Genomic DNA, 17,898 nt, shown 5'->3' with positions numbered 1-17,898 from the left:
TCAAGCCGCCAGCGGCAGGCGCAGCTCCGTCAGCAGGCCGCCGTCAGGATGGTTGGACAGGCGGACTTCGCCGCCCGCGGCACGCGCGATGTTGCGGGCGATGGTCAGCCCGAGCCCGAGGCCGCCGGTCTGGCGGTTGCGGGACTGTTCGAGGCGCACGAAGGAGCCGAACACGGCGTCGATCTGGGCCTGGGGTATGCCCGGCCCTTCGTCGCGGATGGCGAGCGTGATCGTGCCGTCGGAGCGGCGCAGGCTGAGATGCGCCTTCTTGCCATAGGTGACGGCGTTCTGTACCAGATTGGTGACGCAGCGCTTCAGCGCCACCGGTCGCGCCATGCAGATCAGGCCGCGTGAGCGGGTGTCGTCATTGTCGAACGAGACGTCCGGATAGGCGTCGGCGATCGATTCCACGAGCGACCAGAAGTCGATGCGTTCGCTCTTTTCCTCGTTCACCTCGAAGGTGGCGAAGTCGATCACCGAACTGGCGATGCTCTCGACATCGGCGAGATCATGCGCCAGCGCCTCGCGAACCGCCGATTTGCGCAACAGCTCCAGGCGCAGCCGCATGCGCGTCATCGGCGTGCGCAGATCATGCGCGAGTGCGGCGGCAAGATGTTCACGGTCCTCGACATATTCGCGCAGCCTGGTCTGCATGGCGTTGATCGCCCTGGCGGCAGCACGCACCTCACGGCTGCCGCTCTCGGCGATCGGCGGGCTCTTCAGGTCCTTGCCGATCCGGTTGACGGCGGTTTCCATCATCCGGTAGGGCGCGGTCAGCCGGCGCAGCGACCAGATCGACATGATCACCACCAGCCCCGCGATCAGCGCATAGAGCGGCAGACTGTCGACGCTCAGGATCGGGCCGACGGGGGTGATCGGTTCGGTGAAGTTCAGCCATTGGCCGTCGGCGAAGCGCAGCGAGGCCGTCAGCTTGTCGCTCTGGGCGAAATTGGCGGCCAGCACCAGAAGGTCCCGCTCGACCTGGCCGATATCGGGCGCCGGCGCCGCGCCATTGGCATCGTCGGCTTCGCGCGTCGCCGGATCGCGGCGCACGCGCGCGTCGGTGATGCCGAACTTCGACAGCCGGCCGACGAGGATGTCCTCGAGCTCGGCCAGTTCATCGTCGCCGGCGATCGAGGAGGTGACGGCGGGCGTGTCCGAGACGGTGAGCGCGTATGTCGAGTTGAACAGGCCTGCGGCGGTCGCCTTGCGCTCCTCCGGCGAGGCGCCACTCATCAACTGTACGAGCGAGAAGGCGCGGTCGTTGAGACGGTAGAGGTCGACCACGTCATTGGCGGCGGCGCGGTCGCGCGACACGATGTAAAGCGTCGCGACCTGGCTGATCAGCAGGCCGGCAATGACGATCAGCAGCACCCAGACAGGCAAGGTCTGCGGCAGGAAACGTCTCATTCGGAGGTCGTCTCGGGCAGGAACTGGTAGCCGCCGCTGCGCACGGTGAGGATCAGTTTGGGCGTCTTGGGATCATCTTCCATCTTGCGCCGCAACCGGCTGACCAGGATGTCGATGCTACGGTCGAAGGAATAGTCGCTGTCGCCGCCGGACAGTTCGATGAGCTGGTCGCGGGTCAGCACGCGCTGAGCGCTCTTGACGAAGGTCTGCAAGAGGTTGAACTCGGCCATGGTCAGTTCGACCCTGACGTCGTCGGGCGCGGTCAGCCGGCGGCGCGAACAATCCATGGTCCAGCCGGCGAAACGGTAAATCTGCTTTGTGGTGGCGCGCTTCGGCTCGGCGGCGCCGTTGCGCCGCAGCACGGCGCGGATGCGCGCCAGCAACTCGCGCGGGTCGAAGGGCTTGGGCACATAGTCGTCGGCGCCCATCTCGAGGCCGACGACACGGTCCGTTGTCTCGGTGACGGCGGTCAGCATGATGATAGGCGTCGTATACTGGGCGCGCAGGTCGCGGCACAGTTCCAGCCCGCTCCTGCCGGGCAGCATCACGTCGAGCACGATGAGATCCACCTGGGAACGGCGCAGGACGGCCTCCATCTCGGCGCCGTCGGCGGCAACCGAGGTGTGCAGGCCCCGCTTCTGGAAGAACTCCTGAAGCAGGTCGCGGATGCCCTTGTCGTCGTCGACGATCAGTATGTGTGTCTCGGATTTCACAGGTGCGCTGTCCCGGTTGCCGGCCAAGCCATGATTGGCTGGTGAGCCACACGATAGAATTCGGGCCATATGTTGGCCAGTACCTTGCTTTTCAAGGGAGAATTAATTCCGCCTTCCCCACATGGAAAGCGACGGTCAGCTTGGCGTGGCCTGGCCAGACACAATCCAGAAACAAAATTCTACAATCGGGAAAAACTCCTGAAAAAGTAGGCCGGCATAACGGTGCCGTGGCGGTCAGGTCATCGGCTGCGACGCTAGTCTCCGGGTTTACGGATAAACCAATGCCAAGATTGTCGATCAGTTTGTTGGGAGTTCTGCTGGGCCTTGGCCTGCTCACTGCCGCTGTCGACCAATCGGATGCAAAGGCGCCGCTCACCCGGAGCGAACGGTGCGCCAATCTCAGCCACCAATTTGATGAAGCCCTCGAAACCCATGCCACGGCAACGCAGGTCACCGCGGCAAAGGCACTTCAGAGAAAGGGCAACCGGTACTGCGCCGCCAAGAAACAGGCGCAGGGCATCCGGATGCTCGCCAATGCTTTGAAGCTGCTCGGAGTGACACCGAACGACCCGGTCCAGTGACACTCAAAAACGACCCGCAGAAAAAAGGAAATGAAGCCATGAACAAGTCCATCCTGTCCGCCCTTGGTCTCGCCGTCGCTCTCGCCTTCTCGATGCCGGTTCTCGGCAACGCAGCCGCCACCACGACCGCTGCCCCGGCTGCCGCCACCACGACCACCGCTCCGGCTGCTGCCGCGATGACCACCGCTCCGGCCAAGGCTGCTCCGAAGAAGGTCGCCAAGAAGACCGTCTGCAAGGTGACCACGAAGCACAAGTGCCCGGTCAAGAAGGCTCCCGCGATGGCTGCTCCCGCGAAGGCGGCCCCTGCGAAGGCTGCTCCCAAGAAGCCCTGATCAGCTTCGAGGTTAGTTCAACCAAGGCCGCCCCAGCCGCAAACCGGCTGGGGCGGCCTTCTGCCAAGGGCACGGTCGATAAGCTGAACACCCGGCGGCTTCCAGCCACGCATCTCGATCGTGCTTAACCCGTTTGCAATGCCGGCCCTGTAGGACAATCCGCATGAAAAAGCGGCTTTCGTCCATTTTTCGCTCCATGGTGATCGGCGGCCTGGTTGCCACCGGCGTCGCCAGAGTGCTGATTCTGCTCACCGCCAGCCCCGTGCCGGACCCGGCAAGCGGGCGCACCGAGCCTTCGCTGTTCGCGCCGGCGATTTCCAGCAACTGGGATTACATCACGCCAGTGCAGGCGTGGCTTTTGATCGTGCTCGCCGGCGTGACGCTGATCTGCGTTGCCGGATGGCCGATCGCGGCATGGCTGGAACGCCGGGCGGATGCCGACGCAAGTCGCCGGATCTTCGGCCGTCAGGGCCGTTGAACCGCGACAGACCATTTCCCACATGATCGTGAAGGACCGGGCGTGCCCGCCGACGGTCCGCAAATGGACGGTCGCTGCCACCCGTGGCAAAATGCGGGCTTAAGTTTGATCGCGAAACAGTCGGTTCGAATGCCTGAAATCACCACAAAACCGCGCGTCAAGGTGAAGCCGCAGACAGAGCGGCCGAAGCTCTACAAGGTCATCCTCATCAATGACGATTTCACCCCGCGCGAATTCGTGGTGACGGTGCTGAAGGGCGAGTTCAAGCTCAGTGAGGACCAGGCGCACCGGGTCATGATCACCGCGCACCAGCGCGGCGTCTGCGTGGTCGCGGTCTTCACCAGGGATGTCGCCGAGACCAAGGCGACACGGGCCACCGACGCCGGCAAGGCCAAGGGCTATCCGCTGTTGTTCACGACGGAACCGGAGGAGTGAGGACCGGTCGCCCGGAGGGCGATTGGTCGACAACGATTTGTCGACTAAAGCGACGAACGCCCGGAGCCATAGCGGAGGGCAGGAGCAGGGCGCTTTTTCCTTCTCCCACAAGGAAGGGAACAACGCCCCGCTACCGTCCCTCGCGGTACCACATCGAGCCCATTGCCAGAAGCAGCAGGCCGAGGCCGAGGAAGCCGCCGAACAGCGGTACGCGCGACACGGCCTTCAAGACGCTGTCGTCGGTGGTGCGCAGGCCGATCCAGTCGCTGCCCGACGCTTCGCCGGCCGAACGCACCGGTACGATGGAAGGCAGCGTCACGTCGCTGGCCGTGGACGGGGCCAGCCGGCGCACGCTGCCGCCGGTGGCTTCCGCCGGCGCCTTCAGCCGCTCCTGCGTGGAGACGACGTCGGCGAATTCCGGCGCGTTGACCGGTCCGACATGGGCGAGCGCGGTGAGATCGCCATTGGCAACCTGGAAGAGGCCGATCTCGCTGGTCTGGACGCTGCCGAGGAAGACGCCGGGTTCGGATTTGTCGAGCTTTACGGTGAGTGTCTTGCCGGACGGGGTGATGATCTGCGCCGTGCCGGGATCGTCGGCCATCGTCTGGCGGCGGATCTCCAGCACCATGCCGCGCCCCTCGGCGGTCAGCCGTTCTTCCTCGAGCTCGGGCTCCTTCATCAGCCAGTGGGCAATGCGCCGGTAGAGCTGGACATGCGGACCGCCGCCCTCGAAGCCGCGCGCCCACAGCCAGCCCTGATCGGACAGAAGCATGCCGACGCGGCCTTCGCCCTTGCGGTCGAGCAGCAGCAGCGGCCGGTTGTCGGCACCTTTCATCACCACTTCGCCTTGCGGGTTCTGCACGCCGATGGTGCGGAACCAGCGGCTCCAGTGCGGTGGCTCGGTGGCCGAACCGTCAAGGCCGCGCGTCACCGGATGACGCTGGCCGAGTTCGGTCAGGCGCGGGTAGAACGCCTTGTCGACTACTTCGCCCGTCGGCATGGCCGGCAGAGCCGACATCAGCGGCGTGCGCGCGATCGAAGCCTCGCCGGCATATTCGGGGCCGGCGGCGATCAGCAGCGCGCCGCCCTTTTCGACATATTCGGAGATGTAATCGTAATAGAGGATCGGCAGCACGTCGCGGTGCTGGTAGCGGTCGAAGATGATGAGGTCGAAATCCTTGATCTTCTCGACGAACAGCTCGCGGGTCGGGAAGGCGATCAGCGACAATTCATTGATCGGCGTGCCGTCCTGCTTCTCCGGCGGCCGCAGGATGGTGAAATGGACGAGATCGACCGAGGCGTCGGATTTCAGCAGATTGCGCCAGGTGCGCTCGCCCGCATGCGGTTCACCCGATACGAGCAGCACGCGCAGGTTTTCGCGGATGCCGTCGACCAGCGCGATGGCGCGGTTGTTGGCATCGGTCAGTTCGCCCGGTTCGCGGTCGATGGCGAGTTCGATGATGTTGCGGCCGGCACTCGGGATGGTCACCTGCAGCGGCATGGTCTGGCCGACGGTGGCATGCTCGACCGAAACCTGCTCGCCGTTGACGGAGACGCGGACATCGACCGGCCCGGTTTCGTTTTCGGTCGAGATGACGCGGTATGTCATGTCGAGCGGCTTGCCGACAAGGCCGAAACGCGGCGCGTTCTCGAAACGTATGCGGCGGTCCTTCTCATGCTCGTTGCCGGTGATGAGGGCATGCAGCGGGGCGTTGAAATCGGGCGTGCCCGAAGGCGTGTCATGCACCTCGCCGTCAGTGATCATGATGGCGCCACCGATACGCGAGGGCGGCACGTCGCGGAAGGCGCCTTCCAGCGCGCCGAACAGCCGCGTTTCGGTGCGCTCCTCGGCGGCGTCGGACTTGCCGGCCTCGACGACGCGGACATCGAACTGCTTGAAGCGGCCAAGACGCTGCTGCAGCCCGGCCACGGCCTCGTCGGTCTGTTTGGTGCGGTCGCCAATGTCCTGGCTCTGGCTACGGTCGACGATCAGCGCGACGACGCTCTTTAGTGGCTCGCGCTCCTCGTTGAGGAACACCGGGTTGAAGAGGGCGGCGGCGAGCGCCAGCAGGGCGACGAAGCGCAGGACCGCGCCGCGCTGGCGAAACCCAAGGCCGACAAGCGCGAGCAACGCCAAGGGCACCAGCACCAGGGCCAACAGCGGCCAGGACAAAAGCGGTTCGAAGGAGATCGACCAGTTCATGCCTTATCCTCCCGCATCAGGGCAGGGTCGATCGGCGTGGGTGCAAGAAAGAGCATCATCCTACTGCCCTAACCGTTCGAGCAGGATGGGAACATGCACCTGGTCGGATTTGTAGTTGCCGGTCAGCATGTACATCATGATGTTGACGCCGGCGCGCAGCGCGTAGACCCGCTGCATCGGGTCGGCCGGCACGGTCGGCAGCAGCGGATCGCCATTCTCGTCGACCGCCCAGGCGCCGGCGAAATCATTGGCGGTGATCATGATCGGCGACACGCCGTCGCCGGTGCGCACCGGCCGGTTGTCGGCATTGCTGGCGTCGAGGGATGCCTCGACCCAGAGCGGGCTGCCGGCGAAACGGCCGGGAAATTCGGGCAGGATGAAGAAGGACTTGGTCAGCACATGGTCCGACGGCACCGGCTCCAGCGGCGGTACGTTGAGGTTGCCGAGGATGTCGCGCAGCCGCTCGGTCGCCGGGCTGGTGGAATCGGCGCCGATGCCGTTGGCGAACTGGTCGCGCGTGTCGAACAGCACAGTGCCGCCCTGCTGCATATAGGCGTCGATGCGGGCGATCGCGGCCTGGCTCGGCATCGGTGCCGATGGGTCGATCGGCCAGTAGATCAGCGGATAGAAGGACAGCTCGTCCTTCGAAATGTCGACGCCGGCCGGCGCGCCCGGTTCGAGCGCCGTCTTCTCGATCAGGAAACGGGTCAGGCCCTCGAGCCCGGCGCGGCTGATCGAATCGACGCCCGGCACGCCGGTCAGCACATAGGCGATGCGGGTTTTTGAAATCGCCTCGATAGCGACCTGGTCACCCGGCTTGGCATCGTCGGCGCGCGCGACATCGGCATGGCCGAACAGTGCGCCAAGCCCGATCAATACAGCGGCGGTGGTTGCAGCGGCACCGGCCCGGCGCGGCCGGCGCGAAAACAGGCCGCCCATCCACAACACCGCCAGCGTGTCGAGCAGCATCAGCAGCAGAGCCGCCGCGACCAGCGCACCTTTCAGGTTGCGCGATTCGTCAAAGGCATACTGGACCGTGGTGACCGGCACCGACACTTGCGGGCGCGCCAGCGGCTCGAACGTGCTTGCGGCGTCGAGCAGATTGTGGGCGTAGACGCCGGTCTCCGAGCCATAGAGGCCGGGCGGGTTCTCGAAGGTGACCGGCAGTGCCCCGGCGCCCGGCACCAGCGGCCGCGCGTCCGGTGTCGGCGGCACCAGCGAGCCGTCGGCCGCAATCATGCGATAGGGTGCCAGCGACGTGGCGGCGGCTTCGGCATTGGCGATCGCCGCGCCCTGGTTGCGGGACAATTGCACGATGCGGCGCAGCATCTCGACGAAGCTGCCCGAGATCGGCAGGTTCGACCATGTCGCCTCGGGCGTGACATGGAACAGCACCAGTGTGCCCTTGCCCTTCTTCAGCCCGGTGACCAGCGGCGTGCCGTCGGCAAGGGCTGCCCAGGTGCGCTCGACGATGTCGGGTGTCGGCTCGGCCAGCACCTGCCTGGTCACCGTGACCTCGGTCGGCGGCGCCAGGTCAGCGAAAGGGCCGGCCTTGGGAAATTCGGTGACCGGCTGCGGCGAGGTCCATGACAGCGCGCCGCCGAGCGAGCGCTCGCCGGTGCGCAGGCGGACCGGCAGCAAATCGTCGTCATTGCCGGCGGCCGCCAGCCGTGAGCCGGCGAAACGCACCAGCGTGCCGCCATTGTCGACCCAGTCGACCAGCCTTTGCCGAACCTGCGCGGGAATGGTGCCGATATCGGCCATGACGATCATCGCCGGCTTCTGGTCGAGGATCTGCGGGATGGCGTCGGCGAGATCGGCGCTGGAGGGCTCGACCAGATCGGCGAAGGGCTGTAACGCGCGCCTGATGTAGTAGAGCGGCGACAGAAGCGGCTGCGCCTGGTCGGCCTCGGCTTGCGACAGCAACCCGACGCGGCGGCGTTTGGAGCTTTCGTCGAGCACGCGCACCGCACCCGCATGGCGTTCGCCATCGAGCGCGATCGAGGCGAAGTCGTTGCGCAATTCGAACGGCACCGCCATGGTGCCGGTGGCCGTGGCCTCGCCCGGCGCGAAGGTCAGGGTCGCATCGGCGATGCGGCGGCCCTTGTCGTCGAAGGCGCCGGCGGTGACCTGCGCCGGGGCGGGATCGCCGGGCGCGCGGACGGCGGTCAGACCAAAGCCGTCGACCTGGTTTTCAGCTGATCTCAGGCCGGTCAGGGAAAGCCGGTCGGCCACCGCCCATACAACGCGGGCGGCATTTTTGGACAACAGCGTGTTGAAAGCGGCCTCGTCGCCCTTGGCCGCCAGGCCATCCGCCAGCACGGCGACGCTGGCGCCGGGCAAGCTCTCCAGCACACCAGCGACGCGGGCATAGACGGCCGGCCGGTCGGTTGGGATCGGCCGCGGCTTGGCGGCGCGCAGCCGGTCGAGCGCGGCGGCGGCGTCAAAAGGGCCGATCTCCGCATTGGGCTTTTCGGCGGTGAAGGCGATGATAACAGGCAAGCCGTTCGAGCCCGCGTCGTTGATCAGCCGCTCGGCGGTGGCGATGCGCTTGTTCCAGTCGGCGGCGCTGGCCCAGTCATTGTCGATGACCAGCGCAAGGGCGGCGCCCTCGGCCGGCAGCTTTTCACGCGGGTTGAACACAGGTTCGGCCAATGCCGCGACGACGAGGGCCGCCATCAGCAGCCTGAGCAGCGTCAGCCACCAAGGGCTGCGCTGCGGTGTTTCCTCCCGTCTCAGCACACGGGCCAGGATCTTCAGTGGCGGGAACACCTCGGTTCGCGGCTTGGGCGGCGTCAACCTCAGCAGCCACCAGATCACCGGCAGCGCCAGCAGGCCCCACAGCACCATGGGAGCGCCGAAGGAGAGCGGCAGCCAGCTCATGCGGCGGTCTTCCCAGGCTTGCCGCCACCGGCGGTAATGTCAGGCTTACCGCCACCGGCGGCAATGTCAGGCTGATTGTCACCGGCAATCATGCCGGGAGTGGCGCTCGGCCCGGCATGACCAGAGGTCAGCCCGGCATGACCGCCATCGGCGGTCATTGCCATATGCAGGCGCACCAGTGCGTCGGAAGCCAGCCGGTCGGTGTGGTTGACGGTAAAGCTCCAGCCGAGCCGCTTGCACCAACTGGCCAGTTCCTGGCGGCGGGCGGTGTAGAGCAAGCGGTATTCGTCGGCCAACATCTCGGCGCGGCCGGCGGTCAGCTTGTCGCCGGTCTCGGGATCGGTGAACTCGGTGCGGCCGGCATAGGGGAAAGTTTCCTCGGCCGGATCGGCGACCTCGATCAGATGCGCGCGCACACCATGGCGGGCGAGCACGTCGAGCCAGGCCATGGTTTCCTCGACCGGATCGAGGAAATCGCTGGCGATGACGATGTCGCAGAAGCGCCTGATGTCGGACAGATCGGGTTTTGCCGGCATCTCGCCGGCATGCATGAGTTGGGCCGCGATGCGCTCGGCGCCGTTGCGGGCAGTGAACGGATCGGTCAGCCCCGGCCAGGCGATGCGCTCGCCGCTGCGTGACAGGAGCTCGGCCATGGCCAGTGTCAGCACCAGCGCGCGCGATTGCTTGGAAACGCCGGCACCCGTCGATTTGTAGAGCATGGACGGCGAGGGGTCGGCCCACAACCAGACTGTATGAGCGGCTTCCCACTCGCGATCCCGCACGTAGGTGTGATCGTCGCGGGCCGAGCGGCGCCAGTCGATGCGCGAGGAATCGCCTTCGACATAGGGCCGGAACTGCCAGAAATTCTCGCCGATGCCGCGCTTGCGACGGCCATGCCAGCCGGCGATCACGGTGTTGACGATACGGCGCGCCTCGACCAGCAGGTCGGGGACAAGCGAAGCCCGCAACCGGCCGCGGGCGAGCGCGTCGCGCGTCGCTGCCGGAGCCTGGACTTCGCCGATACGCGCCATTAGGGTCTGGACCCGCTAATATGATCTAAATGGTGTGAGGTCATCTGTTCGGATACGCGGAGCGAAGGCGCAGGAAGCCATTCGGCTTTCAAGTCCTTCGCGACAAAGTAGGCGGGCAGATGGACCGGCTGCAAGCTGCGTCGTCGAACCGCTTGGCCGGGGGAAAGACCCCGACCTTCGCGGTTCTCCTCGCATTTTTTTGCCATTTCAGGCGCCATTTCGATCATATTAGCGGGTCCCGACCCTAAACGCCTTTCACGAGTTTCGCCACGACGTCGCGCACGCTGGTGCCCTCGGCACGGGCGGCGAAGGTCAGCGCCATGCGATGCTGCAGCACCGGCTCGGCCAGTGCCCTGACATCGTCGACCGAGGGCGCCAGCCGTCCGTCGTAGAGCGCGCGTGCCCTGGTGCACAGCATCAGCGCCTGGCTGGCGCGCGGACCCGGGCCCCAGGCGACATGCTTGTCGGTGTCGGCATTGCCCTGGCCCGGACGCGCCGAACGCACCAGGGTGAGGATCGCCTCAACGACGCTTTCGGGCGCCGGCATTCGGCGGATCAGCGTCTGGATCTCCTTCAGCCGTGCCGGCTGCAGCACGTTCTGGGCTTTCGCGTCCTCGACGCCGGTGGTTTCCAGAAGGATGCGGCGCTCGGCCTCGATTTCGGGGTAGAGGATGTCGACCTGCATCAGGAAGCGGTCGAGCTGGGCTTCGGGCAGCGGGTAGGTGCCTTCCTGCTCCAGCGGGTTCTGCGTCGCCAGCACATGGAAGGGCGAGGGCAGATCGTAGCGCGCGCCGGCAATGGTGACATGATATTCCTGCATCGCCTGCAGCAGCGCCGACTGCGTACGCGGCGAGGCTCGGTTGATCTCGTCGGCCATCAGCAGCTGGGCAAAGATCGGGCCGGAGATGAAGCGGAAGGAGCGCTTGCCGGTTTCGTCCTGCTCCATGACCTCGGAGCCGAGAATGTCGGACGGCATCAGGTCCGGCGTGAACTGGATGCGGCGTGAATCAAGCCCGAGCACGACGCCCAGCGTCTCGACCAGCTTGGTCTTGGCCAGGCCCGGCACGCCGACCAGCAGCGCATGTCCGCCGGCCAGCAGCGCCACCAGCGTGCGCTCGACGACGTTTTCCTGGCCGAAGATCACCCGGCCAACCCCGTCGCGGATCCTGGAGATGTCGGCAAGCGCCTTCTCGGCCTCGGCGATCATGTCCGTTTCGCTGATCGGGCTTTCCTTGACCATCACGCTCATGCCGCATCGATCCCTTTGGTTGGAATGTCATGGTTTGGAAATACTGGTCCGCACCATACCATAGACCGCCGCGATTCGGCCTCGCGGAGCGCCTATGGTTGAACTTAAATCACAGACTTAGGCTGACAAGCGGAACAACAGTGACTATTTCGTGACGATGACGGAACACCACGAACATCGCCAACAAAGCCTTACGCAGGCCACCGAGGCTCGAGGCCTCGAGGCGCTGATCTCGCGCGCGGCCCGTGCCGGCAAGGGCGCGGCGCCGGTCGAGCGCTGGAATCCCGACTTTTGCGGCGATCTCGACATGGAGATCAGGGCCGACGGGACCTGGTTCTACCTGGGCACGCCGATCGGCCGCATGCCGCTGGTACAGCTTTTCTCCTCCGTGCTGCGCAAGGACGCCGACGGCAGGACCTATCTGGTGACGCCGGTGGAAAAGGTCGGCATCCGCGTCGCCGATGCACCGTTCATCGCCGTCGAGATGAATGTTTCGGGCGAAGGCGAGGATCAGGTCATCACCTTCCGCACCAATGTCGGCGACGTGGTCGAGGCCGGACCGGAGCGGCCGCTGCGCTTCGTCGACGAGAACGAGACCGGCGGTTTGAAGCCCTATCTGCTGGTGCGCGGCAGGCTGGAGGCGCTGGTGGCGCGGCCGGTCATGTACGAACTGGTCGGGCACGGCGAGGAGATCGAGATCGACGGCAGGGCGATGTTTTCGGTGCGCTCGAAGAACGCCGTGTTTCCGATCATGCCGGCGGATCAGTTGGAGCGGTTGAGCGCATGATGGACCAGGTGTCGCCGGCACCGTTCTCATCGGCGGATTTTCGCGCGCGCTTTGCCGCGCAGCCGGACGCGCATGCCGGCGACGACTATGGCGATCACCGCTTCAATCCCGGCCACCCGCGCCTTAACCCAGGCAAGCCGCTCCGCAACGCGGCGGTGCTGATCCCGGTGGTCGACCATGACGGCGAGGCGACGGTTCTCCTGACCAAACGGGCCGAGAAGCTGCGCAATCATTCCGGCCAAGTGGCTTTCCCGGGCGGCGCGATCGATGCGACCGACGCGAGCCCGGAGGCGGCGGCGCTGCGCGAGACCTTCGAGGAGATCGGTCTTGCCCCGGATCGCATCGAGATCATCGGCCGCATGCCCGATTACGTCGCCGGCAGCGGCTATCGCATCGCGCCGGTGCTCGGCATCGTGCGGCCGGGTTTCCAATTGGCTTTGAACGTCGACGAGGTCGATGCCGCCTTCGAAGTGCCGCTGCGCTTCCTGATGGACACCGCCAATCACAAGCGCGACAGCCGCATGTGGAACGATCTCGAATGGTTCTTCTACGACATGCCCTATGGCGACCGGCGTATCTGGGGCGTCACCGCCGGTATCATCCGTACGCTCTATGAAAGGCTCTATGCGTGAGTGTTTCGATCGCGGGCAGGGCCGACTGGCTCTCCGACAAGCATTTGCAGCGCCTGCTGGGCGTGCTTACCGAAGGCGGTGAAGAGGCACGCATTGCCGGCGGCGCCGTGCGCAACGTGCTGATGGGCCAGCCTGTCACCGACATCGACATCGCCACCTCTTGCCTGCCGCAGGAAACCATTCGTCGCGCCGTGGCGGAAGGCTTCAAGGCGGTGCCGACCGGTATCGAGCACGGCACCATCACGGTGGTCGCCGGCGGCAAACCCTACGAAATCACCACCTTGCGCGCCGATGTGGAGACCGATGGCCGCCGCGCCAAGGTGTCGTTCGGACGCGACTGGAAGCTCGACGCCGAGCGGCGCGATTTCACCATCAACGCGCTCTACGCGGAGGCCGACGGACGGGTTGTCGACCTTGTCGGCGGCATTGCCGACATCGAGGCGCGCCGGCTGCGCTTCATCGGCGATCCGGAGGCCCGCATCCGCGAGGATTATCTGCGCATCCTGCGCTTCTTCCGTTTCTTTGCCTGGTATGGCGATGGCCGGCCGAACGCCGAGGGACTGAAGGCCTGCGCCCGGCTGAAGGAGGGCCTCAGCCAACTCTCGGCGGAACGCATCTGGTCCGAACTGAAGAAGCTTTTGTCGGCCCCCGATCCTTCGCGGGCGCTGCTCTGGATGCGGCAGGCCGGTGTCCTGACCGCCGCGCTGTCGGAAAGCGAGAAATGGGGCATCGACGCGATCCACGGGTTGACCAAGGCCGAGAAGGACCTGAGCTGGGCGGTGGATCCGATGCTGCGGCTGGAGGCAATCGTGCCGCCGGATGCGGCGCGCATGAAGACGCTGGCCGAGAGGCTCAGGTTCTCGACCGCCGAAGCCGACCGCATGCTCCACTGGGCGCTCTCCACGGCCATCGAGCCGAAGACGACCGAGGGCGAACTGGCGAAAAAACTCTATCGCGGCGACCGGCAAGGGTTTGTCGACCGCCTGCGGCTTGCGCTTGCCGCGGCGCGGGTGCGCGCTGTCGAGGACAATAATGCATTGCTTCAAGCGGGCGGCTTTTCGCGCCTGCTTGCCTTTGCGCTCAAATGGGAAAGGCCCGAATTTCCGCTGCGTGGGGCCGATCTGACCGCGCTCGGCGCAACGCCAGGGCCGAAGCTCGGCGAAATCCTGAAAAACATCGAGGCGGAATGGATCGAAGCGGGATTTGCGCCTGATCGCGCCGCGCTGCTCGAACGCGCCGCGCAGGCCCTTGAAACGTAGGCCAGAACCGCAAGGTCTCTGCCGGTGCCACCATGCGATTCCGTGCCGCTACCTGATCGACAGCGGAGCGAGGGCACGCGAAAGGCTTGCCTCGCCCTTGCCATAGACGGAGGCGCTATAGTTGGCCAGCGTGTCGGTACGGGCCGTGTTCAGCAACTGGTTGGTGATCTGGGTCGGCGTTGCCTTGGTGAACTTGCTGCCCACGATGGCGGCGTAGCCGGCAACGATCGGCGCGGCGAAAGATGTGCCGTAAAGGCCGGTCTTGTCCCCGGTGACACCCACGACCAGGAAATGGCTCTGCGCAGCCTGGTTGGAGCCGGCGATGTTGGAGTACCAGGCCATGCTGGCCTTGTTCGACGTCGTGCCGTTGCTGTTGAGCGCGCCGACGAAAATCGCGGATGCCTTTCCGACCAGGGCGAGGTCGAGATAATCCTGCTGGCCGCTGGTGACGCCGCCCACGGCAACCGCGTCGTTGCCCGCGGCCTTCGAAACCACGGCCGTTCCCTTGGTGGCATAGGAGATGATGGAGGCTTCCTCGGCGCTCCATCCGATCTGGCTGGGGCTGTAACCCGCATTGGTGTACATGCCATAGCTCAGATTGAGCACGTTCAGGCCCGGCGACAGCGCGACCGATGAGCTGGTGGAAAAGTCTTTCGACCTTATGGTTGCCAAGGGCGCAACCATGCTGGCTTCTTCGCGGGTCCATTCGCCGTGGCGCTGGGTCTGCGTGCCGATGCCGAAATTGCCGCTGAACTTCGATGTGCTGGAGAAATCGTCGACGATCGTGATGGTGACGCCTTGGCCCTTGTAACCGGCACTCCATGCGGCTCCGACATCCGGGCTCATCCAGCCCTGCAAAGTCTGCGATGTGGCCGCCGGCAAGGTTGCGCTCAGGCATATGGAAGCGTTCGTCCGACCGCCCAGGCAGAGCGCGGATAGCGGATCCGGACCGCCAGCTTCTTGAGCCGCCGCCATGGAAGCCGGCAGAAGGGCGAGGGCCGTGGCGACACCGAACTTCCAACGCGCATTTGACATGATCTTACCTCGGTTCAAACGGAAGCTAGGACGGACGACCGCGTATCTCCGGCGGCTACGCCACATCTCGTGCCCGGCCCCTCGCGATCAGAAAGTAACACGGTAATTCAGCCAGAGATGCTGGCTCTCCGGTTTAGCGTTAACCAGATATTTCAAGGTTTCCTCGGGCGCCATCTCGCCGGCGGCGAGCCGGCAATTGACGCTGTAGGTGCCCAGATCGCCATAATCGGCCTGGCAGGGCTTTTCGGTGAGCTTACCGCCGAAGGTCGTGGTGAACGACAGGGACAGTATGCTGTTCGCACTCGGATGCAGCTGTGTGAGGAAACCAAGCTTGAGGCTGGGCTCGATCCGATACTTCTCGCCTTGTTCCCCAGTGCCAAACCCCCAAAGAATACCGGTGTCCTGCGTGATCTGCGTCATCAGGTCCACATGCATGTCGACCCAGTTTGTCTGGTACCACTGATTGAACGATATCCGGCTTCCGGTCTGCAACTCATACCCGCCGTCACCCAGACCTCTCGCCTTGTCGCTGAGCGGCGAGCCCTGGTGGATGTCGATGAGCGATGTCGCCCATTCCTGGGCAACCGCCGGCGGCGCGCCGAGGAGCGCCCACGGCAGGAGCGCCGTTGCGCACAAACTCGCACGATTGCCGAACTTTTCGCGCATCCGCGAAACACCTCGCCCCACCGATTCCGGACCAGCGCCTGACGGCGACGGGCTCCTCTGGCAGCCCCTGTAGTCTGGATATCAGTCTGAACGATCGCACGGGTTCGGTTACCGCACGGTTTATTTTAGCTGGAGCAAATATGATTTTTGGAGGCGCAGGCCATACGTCGAAAGAAACCGATGCGACGCACGTTACCCGAGCGCCACCGCGGTTCCTTTGTTAATACCGACAGCCCCCGCCGCGCCCTACGCCGCGTCGCGGGCCTTCTCAATTCGGGAGCGGATAGCCTCGATCATCGTCTCGCGGATGATCGTCTCGCCATGCGTTTCGCGCATATGCTCGACGGCACGGCGCATGATCTCGGCCTCCTCGTCGGCACGGGTGTGCCAGTCGCAGCCGGGAACCAGCGATCCGCAGTGGAACTGCTTCATGGGATTTCTCCTCTTCCTCCATGGAGCCGGATCGACTGCCCTGCAGGGACAGGCCGGAGCTCCGCATCTTCTTGGCCCGCTGTGCGGCCTCGGAACCGGACCACGGGCAGGGTGAAGACCATAACACAGATGGGGTGGTATTGGTTGCGGTCAACGGTGAAAAGGCGGAGCAGCGCTGCTCCGCCTTCTTTACGCTAGCCCTGCGGGCAGGCCATCACTTCACGATCTTGACTGCCTCGGCAACCTTGTTCTTGCCGCTCATGTCCCACGTAATTCTGACCTTCTCGCCGACCTTCAGGCCAGGATCCTTGAAGGTCTCGGGAAGCGTAAAAGACGATCCATTGTCGAGAACCAGGCTCTTGGACGCCGTATCGAAGGTCTTGACCGTTCCGGTGGTATGCTTGACGGCGGCGAACGCCACCGAACCGGAAGCAAGAAGAGCGGCGGCGGCAGCGGAAACAATGATCTTTCTCATGCTGATACTCCTGGAAGAGCGGGCATCCTGTTTGACGAGGATAATCCGCATCGTCTTTGGGCCGTCCGGTCGCGTCGAGTCGCGGCCCGCCTCGTTCCGACGCAATTCCGAAGGGACAGCGGTTGCATTTCCTGGAATTGCCCTCAGGCAAACCACCGGCGCTTCCCGACCCAAATGCGACAAATAACCCAATTTTTTCAGATGGATATTAGACGAAAAAGATATTCCTGGCGTCACATTCCGCGCCCATTTTCGACAAATGGGACATCAATGCGGCTTCACGTCGCGCTCACCATCTTGTTACGGCCAGCGCACCTCCGGCGGCAGGCTGGACAGGATCGAGGCGACATTGCCGCCGGTCTTCAGCCCGAAGATGGTGCCACGATCGTGAAGAAGGTTGAATTCGACATAGCGGCCGCGGCGGATGAGCTGTTCGTCGCGGTCGCCATCGGTCCAGTTCTCGTTGAAGTTGGCGCGCACCAAATGGCCGTAGACGACGAGGAACGAACGTCCGACGTCCTGGACGAAATTGAAATCGGCGTTCCAGCCGCCCTTCTCCTCAGCCGAATGCAGCCAGTCGAAGAAGATGCCGCCAGTGCCGCGCGGCTCGTTGCGGTGCGGCAGGAAGAAGTACTCGTCGCACCAGGCCTTGAATTTCGGATAGTCGGCGACGCCGGCGTTCTTCTCGCAAGCGAACTGCATGGCACGGTGGAAGGCTGTCGTGTCGGGATCGTCCTGCGTGCGGCGGCGGTCGAGCACCGGCGTCAGGTCGGCGCCGCCGCCGAACCAATGCCTGGATGTGACGACCATGCGCGTGTTCATGTGCACGGCCGGAACGTTCGGGTTCCACGGGTGCGCGATCAGCGAAATGCCCGATGCCCAGAAACGCGGGTCTTCCTCGGCGCCAGGCATCTGCTTCCTGAATTCGGGCGAGAACTCGCCATAAACGGTCGAAGTGTGGACGCCGACCTTCTCGAAGACACGGCCATGCATCATCGACATGGTGCCGCCGCCGCCCCTGCCTTGATCGCGCTCCCACGGCGTTTTTTCGAAACGGCCCGGCGACCACGAAGCCAGTGGCCCGCCGAGATCCTGCTCGATCTGCTCGAAGGTGGCGCAGATGCGCTCGCGTAGCGCCTCGAACCAAAGCCGGGCCTTCATCTTCTTCTCTTCGATGTCGGCGGGCAGCCCCGCCGGTATTTCAGGTCGTTCCAAGTGCCGTCTCCGGTTGCGGGGCGGTGAGTCGACAAAAGACTCGTCTTTTCCGGGCGCGATCCCTAATCTCTTAAGGGACAGG

General features: G+C 64.8%; 18 protein-coding genes. 7 read left to right on the top strand and 11 right to left on the bottom strand.

Annotated elements, in window-relative coordinates:
- Together FJ492_RS12090 and FJ492_RS12085 are read right to left on the bottom strand one after the other, a co-directional pair.
- Nucleotides 1–1,410 carry an ATP-binding protein gene (locus FJ492_RS12090; protein ID WP_140770008.1) on the bottom strand — a complete coding sequence of 470 codons (1,410 nt, stop codon included), beginning with the start codon at nt 1,408–1,410 and terminating at the stop codon, nt 1–3.
- Nucleotides 1,407–2,123: a response regulator transcription factor gene (locus FJ492_RS12085; protein ID WP_140504880.1), complete on the bottom strand. Its 717-nt coding sequence runs from the start codon at nt 2,121–2,123 to the stop codon at nt 1,407–1,409. The genes FJ492_RS12090 and FJ492_RS12085 overlap by 4 nt, the downstream gene beginning before the upstream one ends.
- Nucleotides 2,124–2,404: 281 nt before the next feature.
- Between FJ492_RS12085 and FJ492_RS12080 the strand changes: the two genes are divergently transcribed.
- The 4 genes from FJ492_RS12080 (at nt 2,405) to clpS (ending at nt 3,949) form a co-directional block, all read left to right on the top strand.
- A complete protein-coding gene (locus FJ492_RS12080) occupies nt 2,405–2,704 on the top strand; it encodes a hypothetical protein (protein ID WP_015316050.1) in 300 nt (99 codons plus the stop codon).
- A 38-nt stretch (nt 2,705–2,742) separates the two neighbouring features.
- Complete coding sequence (locus FJ492_RS12075; RefSeq protein WP_140770006.1) at nt 2,743–3,036, top strand: hypothetical protein; 294 nt, start codon at nt 2,743–2,745, stop codon at nt 3,034–3,036.
- Nucleotides 3,037–3,199: 163 nt separating this feature from the next.
- Entirely contained in the window at nt 3,200–3,514 is a 315-nt protein-coding gene (locus FJ492_RS12070) for a hypothetical protein (RefSeq protein ID WP_027143391.1), read from the top strand.
- A gap of 129 nt (nt 3,515–3,643) precedes the next feature.
- Nucleotides 3,644–3,949 carry an ATP-dependent Clp protease adapter ClpS gene (gene clpS, locus FJ492_RS12065; protein ID WP_027143390.1) on the top strand — a complete coding sequence of 102 codons (306 nt, stop codon included), beginning with the start codon at nt 3,644–3,646 and terminating at the stop codon, nt 3,947–3,949.
- Nucleotides 3,950–4,079: 130 nt separating this feature from the next.
- Here the strand turns inward: clpS and FJ492_RS12060 are convergent, their stop codons facing one another.
- The 4 genes from FJ492_RS12060 to FJ492_RS12045 all read right to left on the bottom strand — a co-directional run bounded on the left by FJ492_RS12060 (nt 4,080) and on the right by FJ492_RS12045 (nt 11,315).
- On the bottom strand, nt 4,080–6,152 hold the full coding sequence (locus FJ492_RS12060; RefSeq protein WP_140770004.1) for a hypothetical protein: 2,073 nt from the start codon (nt 6,150–6,152) through the stop codon (nt 4,080–4,082).
- A gap of 60 nt (nt 6,153–6,212) precedes the next feature.
- The gene (locus tag FJ492_RS12055) at nt 6,213–9,035 is read right to left on the bottom strand and encodes a DUF4159 domain-containing protein (RefSeq protein WP_140770002.1); all 2,823 of its coding nucleotides are present in this window, start codon (nt 9,033–9,035) and stop codon (nt 6,213–6,215) included.
- Nucleotides 9,032–10,066 (bottom strand): DUF58 domain-containing protein, encoded by a 1,035-nt coding sequence (locus FJ492_RS12050; protein WP_140770000.1) that lies wholly within the window; start codon nt 10,064–10,066, stop codon nt 9,032–9,034. Before FJ492_RS12050 ends, FJ492_RS12055 begins: the two co-directional genes overlap by 4 nt.
- Before the next feature lie 244 nt (nt 10,067–10,310).
- On the bottom strand, nt 10,311–11,315 hold the full coding sequence (locus tag FJ492_RS12045; protein ID WP_140769996.1) for a MoxR family ATPase: 1,005 nt from the start codon (nt 11,313–11,315) through the stop codon (nt 10,311–10,313).
- Between the two features lie 157 nt (nt 11,316–11,472).
- On the opposite strand from FJ492_RS12045, the gene FJ492_RS12040 reads away from it, so the two are divergent.
- The 3 genes from FJ492_RS12040 to FJ492_RS12030 are packed head-to-tail and all read left to right on the top strand — an operon-like array spanning nt 11,473 to nt 13,993.
- Entirely contained in the window at nt 11,473–12,102 is a 630-nt protein-coding gene (locus FJ492_RS12040; protein ID WP_140770251.1) for a DUF1285 domain-containing protein, read from the top strand.
- Nucleotides 12,102–12,734, top strand: coding sequence for a CoA pyrophosphatase (locus FJ492_RS12035; RefSeq protein ID WP_140770249.1), 633 nt, complete (start codon nt 12,102–12,104; stop codon nt 12,732–12,734). Before FJ492_RS12040 ends, FJ492_RS12035 begins: the two co-directional genes overlap by 1 nt.
- Nucleotides 12,731–13,993 (top strand): CCA tRNA nucleotidyltransferase, encoded by a 1,263-nt coding sequence (locus FJ492_RS12030; RefSeq protein ID WP_140769994.1) that lies wholly within the window; start codon nt 12,731–12,733, stop codon nt 13,991–13,993. Before FJ492_RS12035 ends, FJ492_RS12030 begins: the two co-directional genes overlap by 4 nt.
- Nucleotides 13,994–14,041: 48 nt before the next feature.
- On the opposite strand, the gene FJ492_RS12025 is transcribed toward FJ492_RS12030, so the two are convergent.
- The 5 genes from FJ492_RS12025 to hemF all read right to left on the bottom strand — a co-directional run bounded on the left by FJ492_RS12025 (nt 14,042) and on the right by hemF (nt 17,816).
- On the bottom strand, nt 14,042–14,839 hold the full coding sequence (locus FJ492_RS12025; RefSeq protein WP_246673755.1) for a S8 family serine peptidase: 798 nt from the start codon (nt 14,837–14,839) through the stop codon (nt 14,042–14,044).
- A 276-nt stretch (nt 14,840–15,115) separates the two neighbouring features.
- Complete coding sequence (locus FJ492_RS12020; protein ID WP_140712494.1) at nt 15,116–15,694, bottom strand: hypothetical protein; 579 nt, start codon at nt 15,692–15,694, stop codon at nt 15,116–15,118.
- 246 nt (nt 15,695–15,940) lie between these two features.
- Nucleotides 15,941–16,126 (bottom strand): DUF1059 domain-containing protein, encoded by a 186-nt coding sequence (locus FJ492_RS12015; protein WP_140504895.1) that lies wholly within the window; start codon nt 16,124–16,126, stop codon nt 15,941–15,943.
- A 214-nt stretch (nt 16,127–16,340) separates the two neighbouring features.
- A complete protein-coding gene (locus tag FJ492_RS12010; protein ID WP_140504897.1) occupies nt 16,341–16,601 on the bottom strand; it encodes a DUF1344 domain-containing protein in 261 nt (86 codons plus the stop codon).
- A gap of 300 nt (nt 16,602–16,901) precedes the next feature.
- Nucleotides 16,902–17,816: an oxygen-dependent coproporphyrinogen oxidase gene (gene hemF, locus FJ492_RS12005; RefSeq protein ID WP_140769992.1), complete on the bottom strand. Its 915-nt coding sequence runs from the start codon at nt 17,814–17,816 to the stop codon at nt 16,902–16,904.
- Nucleotides 17,817–17,898: the final 82 nt, after the last annotated feature.

The sequence above is a fragment of the Mesorhizobium sp. B2-5-4 genome, from assembly GCF_006441095.1.
GTDB lineage: Bacteria > Pseudomonadota > Alphaproteobacteria > Rhizobiales > Rhizobiaceae > Mesorhizobium > Mesorhizobium salmacidum.
This window is presented reverse-complemented; position numbering and strand designations above follow the sequence as displayed.

What these genes read in the sequence shown, in the direction of transcription:
- FJ492_RS12090 (WP_140770008.1), bottom strand. Translation starts at nt 1,410, where the DNA reads ATGAGACGTTTCCTGCCGCAGACCTTGCCTGTCTGGGTGCTGCTGATC.
- FJ492_RS12080 (WP_015316050.1), top strand. Translation starts at nt 2,405, where the DNA reads ATGCCAAGATTGTCGATCAGTTTGTTGGGAGTTCTGCTGGGCCTTGGC.
- FJ492_RS12075 (WP_140770006.1), top strand. Translation starts at nt 2,743, where the DNA reads ATGAACAAGTCCATCCTGTCCGCCCTTGGTCTCGCCGTCGCTCTCGCC.
- FJ492_RS12070 (WP_027143391.1), top strand. Translation starts at nt 3,200, where the DNA reads ATGAAAAAGCGGCTTTCGTCCATTTTTCGCTCCATGGTGATCGGCGGC.
- clpS (WP_027143390.1), top strand. Translation starts at nt 3,644, where the DNA reads ATGCCTGAAATCACCACAAAACCGCGCGTCAAGGTGAAGCCGCAGACA.
- FJ492_RS12060 (WP_140770004.1), bottom strand. Translation starts at nt 6,152, where the DNA reads ATGAACTGGTCGATCTCCTTCGAACCGCTTTTGTCCTGGCCGCTGTTG.
- FJ492_RS12055 (WP_140770002.1), bottom strand. Translation starts at nt 9,035, where the DNA reads ATGAGCTGGCTGCCGCTCTCCTTCGGCGCTCCCATGGTGCTGTGGGGC.
- FJ492_RS12050 (WP_140770000.1), bottom strand. Translation starts at nt 10,066, where the DNA reads ATGGCGCGTATCGGCGAAGTCCAGGCTCCGGCAGCGACGCGCGACGCG.
- FJ492_RS12045 (WP_140769996.1), bottom strand. Translation starts at nt 11,315, where the DNA reads ATGAGCGTGATGGTCAAGGAAAGCCCGATCAGCGAAACGGACATGATC.
- FJ492_RS12040 (WP_140770251.1), top strand. Translation starts at nt 11,473, where the DNA reads ATGACGGAACACCACGAACATCGCCAACAAAGCCTTACGCAGGCCACC.
- FJ492_RS12035 (WP_140770249.1), top strand. Translation starts at nt 12,102, where the DNA reads ATGGACCAGGTGTCGCCGGCACCGTTCTCATCGGCGGATTTTCGCGCG.
- FJ492_RS12025 (WP_246673755.1), bottom strand. Translation starts at nt 14,839, where the DNA reads ATGAGCCCGGATGTCGGAGCCGCATGGAGTGCCGGTTACAAGGGCCAA.
- FJ492_RS12020 (WP_140712494.1), bottom strand. Translation starts at nt 15,694, where the DNA reads ATGCGCGAAAAGTTCGGCAATCGTGCGAGTTTGTGCGCAACGGCGCTC.
- FJ492_RS12015 (WP_140504895.1), bottom strand. Translation starts at nt 16,126, where the DNA reads ATGAAGCAGTTCCACTGCGGATCGCTGGTTCCCGGCTGCGACTGGCAC.
- FJ492_RS12010 (WP_140504897.1), bottom strand. Translation starts at nt 16,601, where the DNA reads ATGAGAAAGATCATTGTTTCCGCTGCCGCCGCCGCTCTTCTTGCTTCC.